Here is an 8,237-nt window from a genome sequence, read left to right as displayed (position 1 = left end):
TACGCGGGCGGCGAGAAGGGCTACAGCAACTGGGAGCTTTCCGCCGATCGCGCGAACGCCTCGCGCCGCGAGCTGATCGCGGGCGGCATGGACGAATCGAAGGTGATGCGCGTGCTCGGCCTCGCTTCGACGCAGAACCTGAACAAGGCCGATCCGCTCGACCCGGAGAACCGCCGTATCAGCATCATCGTGCTTAACAAGAAGTCCGAAGACGCGCTGATGCACGACGACTCGACCACCACCACGCTCTCCGACGACGCGGCGGGCTCGGGCAAGAGCCTGCCCGTGCTCTCGCCCGACGCGGCGGCTGGCAAGGCGGCGCCGGTGCGGCTCGCGCCCGATGTGGCGAAGCTGCCCGATGTGCCGAAGGCGCCGGACGTGGCGCCGGCGCTGGGCGTGGTGACGGGAACGACGGGAACAACCGGAACATCGGCGCAATGACAACGAGGAACGGATGATCAGGAACATTCTGGCGATCGACGATTCGGTGTCCATGCGGGAGATCCTGCGTGCGGCGCTCGGTTCGGCCGGCTACGAAGTGACGGTGGCGAGCGACGGCGACGAAGGGCTCGAGCATGCGCTCGCCCAGCGCTTCGACCTCGTGCTCACGGACCTCTACATGCCACGCATGGGCGGCCTGGACCTGATCAAGCGGCTAAGGGCGAATCCTTCGTACCTCGAAACGCCCATCCTCGTGCTGACCACGGAATCGGACGAAGGCTTCAAGGCAGCCGTGCGCGACGCAGGCGCGACCGGCTGGATCGAAAAACCGGTGGACCCCGAACTGCTCGTCGATCTGGCGAGCGCGCTCGGCGAGGCCAACCCATGAGGCGCGGCACACCCGCCAACCCGCCAACTATCGCGGTGAAAGAGCAATGACTCTCGACATCACTCAGTTCTATCAGACGTTTTTCGACGAGGCGGACGAGCTGCTCGCGCAGATGGAGCAGCTCCTCCTGAACCTGAACGTGGGCCGCCCGGATCCCGAGGATCTGGCGGCGATCTTCCGCGCGGCGCATTCGATCAAGGGCGGCGCGGCAACGTTCGGCTTCACGGCGCTGACCGAGACGACCCACATCCTCGAATCGCTGCTCGACCGCGCGCGCAACAACGAGCTCGTGCTGCGCAAGGACATGATCGACACGTTCCTCGAAACGAAGGACGTACTTTCCGACCAGCTCGGCGCCTACCGCGCGAGCGCCGAGCCCGACGCGGCGGCTGCGGCCGCCGTGCGCGCGAAGCTCGAGCGCCTGTATGCGGAAAGCCGCGGCCTGCCCGCGCCCGAAGCCGCACCCGTGCCGCCTCCCGCGCCCGTGCCTGCATTTGCACCTGCGCCGGCTCCCGCTGCCGATTCGGAAGAGGACCTCGAAGCCGCTTTCGAGGCGTACAGCGCCGCAGCGGCCGCCGCGCAGCAGGGCGCGCCCGAGCACGTCGTGAACGAGGCCATGGACGCCGCGGGTTCGCCGGCTGAAGCCAACGGCGCGGCGGGCGGCGAGGGTCCGCATCTGCGCATCACGCTGCGTGCCGTCGACGCGAAGGACCAGGATCTGCTCGTCGAGGAACTCGGCAATCTCGGTCGCATTCTCGGCCAGGTGAAGACCGGCGACGACCTCACGCTGTGGCTCGAAACCGACGTGCCCGCCGACGACATCATCGCCGTGTGCTGCTTCGTGATCGACGAGAAGCAGATCGCGATCGGCCGTGGCGCCGCGCCGCAAGGCGACGCGCAGCCGGCCGCCGGAGCGGCCGCGCCCGAGGCGGCGCCGGCTCCGGCAGCAGCGCCGGCCGTGCACGCTGCAGCGCCGGCGGCCCCGCAAGCCCCGGTCGCGGCCGCGAGCGCCACGACCATGGCCGCTGTGAGCGCGCCGCATGCCGAGCACGAAGCGCCGCGCGCCGCCGCGAGCGCGCCCGCGCATGCCGAAGCCGAACGCAAGGCGCGTCCGGCCGCCGCCGCGGCATCGGCGGAAGGCAGCTCGATTCGTGTGGGCGTGGAGAAGGTCGACCAGCTCATCAACCTCGTGGGCGAGCTCGTCATCACGCAGGCCATGCTGGCGGAAACCACCAGCACGTTCGACCCGGCGCTGCACGACCGCCTCTTCAACGGCATGGCGCAGCTCGAGCGCAACGCGCGCGACCTGCAGGAAGCGGTGATGTCGATCCGCATGATGCCGATGGACTACGTGTTCAGCCGCTTCCCGCGTCTCGTGCGCGATCTCGCGGCGAAGCTCGGCAAGGAAGTGGAGCTCGTCACGTTCGGTCAGGCGACGGAGCTCGACAAGAGCCTCATCGAGCGCATCATCGACCCGCTCACCCACCTCGTGCGCAACTCGCTCGATCACGGCATCGAAACCGTGGAGGCGCGCCGCGCCGCCGGCAAGGACGGCACGGGCCAGCTCGTGCTTTCCGCCGCGCACCACGGCGGCAACATCGTGATCGAAGTGAGCGACGACGGCGCGGGCCTGCGCCGCGACAAGATTCTCGCGAAGGCGATGAAGCAGGGTATGCAGGTGAGCGAATCCATGACCGACGAAGAGGTCTGGAATCTCATCTTCATGCCGGGCTTCTCGACCGCCGAGCAGGTGACCGACGTCTCGGGCCGCGGCGTGGGCATGGACGTGGTCAAGCGCAACATCCAGTCGATGGGCGGCCACGTGGAGATCACCTCGCACGCGGGCAAGGGCACCACCACGCGCATCGTGCTGCCGCTCACGCTGGCGATTCTCGACGGCATGTCGGTGAAGGTCGGCAACGAGATCTTCATCCTGCCGCTGAATTTCGTGATGGAGTCGCTGCAGCCGCGTCACGAAGACATCTACACGGTCACCAACGGCGACCGCGTCGTGCGCGTGCGCGGCGAATACCTGCCGCTCGTCGCGCTCCATGCCGCATTCAACGTGGAGGGCGCGCGCACGGACCCGACCCAGGGCATCGTCACGATCATGGAAACCGAGGGCCGGCGCTTCGCCATGCTGATCGACGAGCTGGTCGGCCAGCAGCAAGTGGTGGTGAAGAACCTCGAAACGAACTATCGCAAGGTGCACGGCATTTCGGCGGCGACCATTCTCGGCGACGGCAGCGTCGCGCTGATCGTCGACGTGGCCGCGCTCAATCGCGAGACACGTGCCACGCATGGCGTGAGCACCAGCGCAAATTCGGGCGCGTTCGCCGAATTCGCGTGAAACGTTGTGAAGTCCGGACGCACTCAATCAATCATCTCCCAACCGTTCAGGGGCTAACGTGGCAGAAGTCCAATCGATTCAAGGCAACGGCGCGCAGGGCGCGGCGCTTGCCAGCGCGCAACGCCGCGACGCGCTGCAGGCCGACGCAGGCGGTCAGGAATTCCTCGTCTTCACGCTCGGCGCGGAAGAGTACGGCATCGACATCCTCAAGGTGCAGGAAATCCGCGGCTACGACAGCGTGACGCGCATCGCGAACGCGCCCGACTTCATCAAGGGCGTCATCAACCTGCGCGGCATCATCGTGCCGATCGTCGACATGCGCATCAAGTTCCATCTGGGGCGCGTCGAGTACGACCACCAGACGGTCGTCATCATCCTGAACGTCGCGCATCGCGTGGTGGGCATGGTGGTGGACGGCGTCTCCGACGTGCTCACGCTGCAGATGGACCAGATCATGCCCGCGCCCGAATTTGGCGCGACGCTCACCACCGAGTACCTCACGGGCCTCGGCACGGTGGACGGCCGCATGCTGATCCTGATGGACATCGAAAAGCTGATGACGAGCCGCGAGATGGCGTTGATCGACGCGCTGGTCTGACGCGCGACGAGAAAGCGCCACGAGAAAAACCGGGGGGGGCGCGAGGCCAGCGTGAGAGAGCGGAAAGCCGCCGCCAGAAGCGGCCAGCCGCCTTTGTCTTGCGCGTGTGCCTGGCGAGGGCCTTGGGCGTGGTTCGCCCGGCCGCAGGACCCTTCCCGTTCGCACAGGACAGGAGCAAACGAGATGCTGCAAAGATGGTCGATCCGCACGACGCTCACGGGCGTCGGGGTCATTCTGGTGGCGCTGACCGTGCTGGTCGGCGCGCTCGGGCTCTATGCGCTCGGTCGCGCGAGCGACGCGCTCGGCACGATGGCGCGCGGCGATCTCGTCGCGATGCATGCGCTCAACGATACTTCGTCGTATCTGCTGCGCTCGCGCGTCGCGGTCGATCGCGCCAGCGAGCTCGCGGCGGCCGGCCAGGCCGACGAAGCGAAGAAGGCGATTGATCGCGCCGACGAATTGCTCGGGAAGTCCAACGAAGCATGGCAGGCCTTCCAGAGCGCGCCCAAGAGCGGCCTCGACCCCGCGATGCTCGATGCGCTCGCCGCCAAACGCGCGGCGTTGATGCAAGACGGCGTTCAGCCCGAATTCGCGGCCCTTCGCGCAAACGATCAAACGGGTTATCACGCTGTGGCCGACACGAAGATCAGCCCGATGTTCGTCGACTACGACAACGTTGCCGCCCCGCTCGCGCAGGCGATGCAGGACGGCGCGCAGGCGCGCCAGGTCACCGCGAACGAGCGCATCGACATGATGCGCGCGGCGATCGGCGCGGTGATCGTGATTGCGCTCGTGCTCGTGGTCGCGATCCGCTTCGCGATGCGCGGCCTCATCGTGCAGCCGCTCGAGGACGCCGTGTCGTGCTTCGAGCGAATCGCCCGCGGCGATCTCTCGCAGCCGGTTCAGGTGTACAGCAACAACGAGATCGGGCGGCTCTTCGGCGGCATCAAGCGCATGCAGGAAAGCCTCGTCGCGCTCGTGAGCGCGGTGCACTCGGGCGCAAGCTCGATCGACGTCGGCGCGCGCGAGATCGCGATGGGCAACACCGACTTGTCGCAGCGTACCGAGCAGCAGGCCGCTTCGCTGCAGGAAACCGCGTCGAGCATGGAGCAGCTCACCGGAACCGTGCGCCAGAACGCCGAGAACGCGCGCCAGGCGAGCCAGCTCGCCGTCAACGCGTCGGACATCGCGACGCGCGGGGGCGAAGTCGTCGGCGAAGTGGTGAACACGATGCAGGACATCGCCGCGAGCTCGGCGAAGATCGTGGACATCATCAGCGTGATCGAAGGCATCGCGTTCCAGACCAACATTCTCGCGCTCAACGCGGCCGTGGAAGCGGCGCGCGCGGGCGAGCAGGGCCGTGGCTTCGCGGTCGTGGCGGGCGAAGTGCGCAGCCTCGCGCAGCGCAGCGCGAGCGCGGCGAAGGAAATCAAGGAGCTCATCAACGACTCGGCGCACAAGGTGCAAAGCGGCTCGCAGCTCGTGGGCCGCGCCGGCGCGACGATGGAAGAGATCCTGCAGGCCGTGCGCCGCGTGACCGACATCATGGGCGAGATCAGCGCCGCCTCCGAGGAGCAGTCGGGCGGCATCGAGCAGGTCAACCGCGCGGTCACGCAAATGGATACCGTCACGCAGCAGAACGCCGCGCTCGTCGAAGAGGCGGCCGCCGCCGCAGCGTCGCTCGAAGAGCAGACGCGCCAGTTGCAGAGCGTGCTCGGCAAGTGGGGCACGGGCGGCGCGCAGATGCGCAGCGCCGCTGCAAGCGTGGGCGCGAGCGCCGCGCGTGGGGCGCCGGCTGTGGCGAGACGCGCGGTGCCGTCTGCGGTGTCTTCTACGGTGCCGGCGAAGGCTACGGTGGCCGCATCGGCAGACACCGCAGCACCACCGGCGGCACATGCGGTAGCTCAAGCGGCATCACAACCGTCAGCAAGACCGGCCGTGAAGCCGGCAGCGAAGCCCGTGGCCAAGGCGGCCGCGGCGGCGCGCGCCGAGTTGCCGGCGAGCCCGGCGGCGGCGTCCAGCGATTCCGACTGGGAAACGTTCTGACCGGCCGAAGCACGAAGAAGCGAAGCACTACGAAGCACTACGAAGCACTGAAAAAGACGGGCAACTGCAATGCACATGAGCGCTACACAACGGCATGACCTGCCGCACGCCGCCCCCGGGGCCGGGCGCGCGGCTCGGGTCGCCCATGCGCCGCACGCATTGCACGCGGGCAGGCGCGGCGCACGGCTCACGTGCTCCGCGGCCTCCCAGGCAGTGGGCGGCGCGCAATGCGAAGGAGCACGAGCATGAAAGCGCTGCGATTTTCGGGCCGCGACGCCGGCGCCCCGGCGCGCAGCGCCGCGCCCGGCGTGACGCCAGGCACGGGTGGCGCGGGTAGCGCGGGTAGCGAGACCAATCGAGATTTCGAGTTCACGTCGGCGGACTTCGAGCGCATTCGTGCGCTCATTCACCGCCGCGCGGGCATCTCGCTTTCCGACCACAAGCGCGACATGGCGTACAGCCGGCTCGCGCGGCGCCTGCGCGCGCTCGGCCTCGAGAGCTTTCGCGACTACCTCGACCAGCTCGAAGCGCGCAACGACCCGAGCGAGTGGGAGGCGTTCACGAACGCGCTCACCACGAACCTCACGGCGTTCTTTCGCGAAGCGCATCACTTCCCGATCCTCGATGCGTTCGTGAAGCGGCGTGCGCAGCCGGTCTCGGTGTGGTGCTCGGCCGCATCGACGGGCGAGGAGCCGTATTCGATCGCGATGACGCTCGTCGAGGCGCTCGGCGAGCGCGGCGCGCGCGAGGCGCGCGTGCTCGCCACCGACCTCGACACCCAGGTGCTCGCCAAGGCCGAAGCCGGCGTCTACGCATTCGACCAGGTGAAGCATCTGTCGCCCGAGCGGCTGAAGCGCTTCTTCTTCAAGGGCACCGGCTCGCATGCGGGGCTCGTGAAGGTGCGCCCGGAGCTGCGCGCGATGATCAAGTTCGAGCAGCTCAACCTCACCGACGCGGACTACGGATTGCGCACGACCTTCGACGCGATCTTCTGCCGCAACGTGATGATCTACTTCGACAAGCCGACCCAGGCGCAGGTGCTCACGCGTTTCGAGCCGCTGATGAAGCCGGACGGCCTGCTCTTCGCGGGCCACTCGGAGAACTTCACTTACGTCACGCAGGCGTTTCGCCTGCGCGGCCAGACCGTGTACGAGCTCGCGCACGGCCGTGGCGAAGGCTCGCCCGCGCCGCGCCGCGCGACCGATTCGATCGGAGTGCCCGCATGAGCACGAGCCTGCCGGTCGCAACCAATCGATACTTCGACGCGCACTTCCAGCGCCCCGGCGTGAAGCTCCTGCCCAACGAGTTCTACACGACGGGCGAGGACATGGTGCTCGTCACCGTGCTCGGCTCGTGTGTGGCCGCGTGTATCCAGGACCGCACGGCCGGCATTGGCGGCATGAACCATTTCATGCTGCCCGATGACGGCGCGGACTCGGCCCATGCGCTCACCGCGGCTTCGGACTCCATGCGCTACGGCGCCTACGCGATGGAAGTGCTGATCAACGAACTCATCAAGGCGGGCGGGCGCCGCGAGCGCTTCGAGGCCAAGGTGTTCGGCGGCGCGGCCGTGCTGGCCGGCATGACGACCATGAACATCGGCGATCGCAACGCCGCGTTCGTGCGCCGCTACCTCGCGACCGAGAACATCCGCATCGTGGCCGAGGACCTGCAGGGCTCGCATCCGCGCAAGGTCGCGTTCCTGCCGCGCACGGGCCAGGTGATGGTGAAGAAGCTGCGCCTCACCCAGGACCCGAGCGTCGCCGAGCGCGAGCAGCAGCTCGCCGCACAGACCGCCGAGGCGCGCGCCGAGCGGCTCGCGCGGGCACGCGCGCGCGTCGAGCTGTTCGGGCTTGGCAGCGCGGCTCGCGCGGGGGCGGGCGCGGCGGCGCAAGCCGCGCCGGCAGGCCAGGCGCCGCAGAGCCCACCATCGCAGCCGCAGCCCGCGCGCGCGCGCATCGAGCTGTTCGGCTCGAGCGCGTCGTCCGTGCTGCGTGCATCCGGTCAAGACAACGCCAGGACAGTAGAGGAGGCGTGAACGCTGTGCAAAAAATCAAGGTTCTCTGCGTCGACGATTCGGCGCTGATCCGCAGTCTGATGACCGAAATCATCAACGCTCAACCCGACATGACGGTCGTCGCGACCGCGCCGGACCCGCTCGTCGCGCGCGAGCTGATCAAGCAGCACAACCCCGACGTGCTCACGCTCGACGTGGAAATGCCGCGCATGGACGGCCTCGACTTCCTCGAGAAGCTCATGCGCCTGCGGCCCATGCCGGTCGTGATGGTGTCGTCGCTGACCGAGCGCGGCAACGAAATCACGCTGCGCGCGCTCGAACTCGGCGCGGTCGACTTCGTGACCAAGCCGAAGGTCGGCATTCGCGACGGCATGCTCGAATACGCGGAAAAGCTCGC

General features: G+C 68.1%; 7 protein-coding genes and 1 pseudogene. All 8 read left to right on the top strand.

What is annotated here, in order from left to right; genetic code table 11:
- Positions 1 to 441, top strand: a pseudogene (locus tag VMJ11_RS10930) (motility protein MotB); the annotation flags it as partial.
- Positions 442 to 454: 13 nt separating this feature from the next.
- Positions 455 to 829, top strand: a complete 375-nt coding sequence (locus VMJ11_RS10925) for a response regulator (RefSeq protein ID WP_325619435.1) — start codon at positions 455 to 457, stop codon at positions 827 to 829.
- A 46-nt stretch (positions 830 to 875) separates the two neighbouring features.
- A complete protein-coding gene (gene cheA, locus VMJ11_RS10920; protein ID WP_325619434.1) occupies positions 876 to 3,179 on the top strand; it encodes a chemotaxis protein CheA in 2,304 nt (767 codons plus the stop codon).
- A gap of 58 nt (positions 3,180 to 3,237) precedes the next feature.
- Complete coding sequence (gene cheW / locus VMJ11_RS10915) at positions 3,238 to 3,777, top strand: chemotaxis protein CheW (protein ID WP_325619433.1); 540 nt, start codon at positions 3,238 to 3,240, stop codon at positions 3,775 to 3,777.
- Between the two features lie 183 nt (positions 3,778 to 3,960).
- Positions 3,961 to 5,823 (top strand): methyl-accepting chemotaxis protein, encoded by a 1,863-nt coding sequence (locus VMJ11_RS10910; protein WP_325619432.1) that lies wholly within the window; start codon positions 3,961 to 3,963, stop codon positions 5,821 to 5,823.
- Positions 5,824 to 6,068: 245 nt separating this feature from the next.
- Positions 6,069 to 7,049, top strand: a complete 981-nt coding sequence (locus VMJ11_RS10905) for a CheR family methyltransferase (RefSeq protein WP_325619431.1) — start codon at positions 6,069 to 6,071, stop codon at positions 7,047 to 7,049.
- Positions 7,046 to 7,861, top strand: a complete 816-nt coding sequence (gene cheD / locus VMJ11_RS10900) for a chemoreceptor glutamine deamidase CheD (RefSeq protein WP_325619430.1) — start codon at positions 7,046 to 7,048, stop codon at positions 7,859 to 7,861. The genes VMJ11_RS10905 and cheD overlap by 4 nt, the downstream gene beginning before the upstream one ends.
- Positions 7,858 to 8,237, top strand: a 380-nt coding sequence (locus VMJ11_RS10895) for a response regulator (RefSeq protein ID WP_325619429.1), incomplete at its 3' end; no start/stop codon positions are given. The genes cheD and VMJ11_RS10895, both read left to right, overlap by 4 nt.

This window comes from Paraburkholderia sp. (assembly GCF_035501035.1).
GTDB lineage: Bacteria > Pseudomonadota > Gammaproteobacteria > Burkholderiales > Burkholderiaceae > Paraburkholderia.
Note: the sequence above shows the minus strand (reverse complement) of the source record. Positions and strands in the feature narration are given on the sequence as shown.